This is a genomic window from Cognatundibacterium luofuense (assembly GCF_018139685.1).
GTDB classification, from domain to species: domain Bacteria; phylum Pseudomonadota; class Gammaproteobacteria; order Burkholderiales; family Burkholderiaceae_D; genus Undibacterium; species Undibacterium luofuense.
Map to the genome: position 1 here is coordinate 1 of NZ_JAGSPN010000170.1, position 435 is coordinate 435.

The window sequence follows — 435 nt, forward strand, 5'->3', positions numbered from 1 at the left end:
GACCTGTTTCAGAATAGCCTGAGCATGTTCGTAAAACAGCTTACCGGCATCGGTCGCCTGCATACCCTGTGCCGAGCGGTGCAGCAGCATGGCACCCAATTCTTCTTCCAGCGCCTGGATTTGCTGCGTCAGCGCCGGCTGCACGATATGCAGCACGCGCGCCGCACGGGACAGCGAGCCATGATCCACAATCGCAACAAAATAGCGTAACTGGCGCAGTTCCATCGCTACTCCACGGGTTTGATGGCGCGCCGTTCTATCGACGATGACAGAATCAGCGATGTCGAGGTCACACCGCCGCGCGCCAGCGATGCGATTACACGCTCCAGTTCACGGACTGACGGTGCCACCACTTTGACGATCACACAATCCTCACCGGTAATGGCATGACATTCCACCACTTCCGGCACCTGGGCCGCGATGTGCGGCACCGAT

Annotated in this window: 2 protein-coding genes; both read right to left on the bottom strand. The window is 58.9% G+C overall.

Annotated elements, in window-relative coordinates:
* Positions 1-225, bottom strand: a 225-nt coding sequence (locus KDM89_RS19870) for a LysR family transcriptional regulator (protein WP_212689615.1), incomplete at its 3' end; no start/stop codon positions are given.
* A 2-nt stretch (positions 226-227) separates the two neighbouring features.
* On the bottom strand, positions 228-435 hold a 208-nt coding region (locus KDM89_RS19875; protein ID WP_212689616.1), incomplete at its 5' end, for an Lrp/AsnC ligand binding domain-containing protein.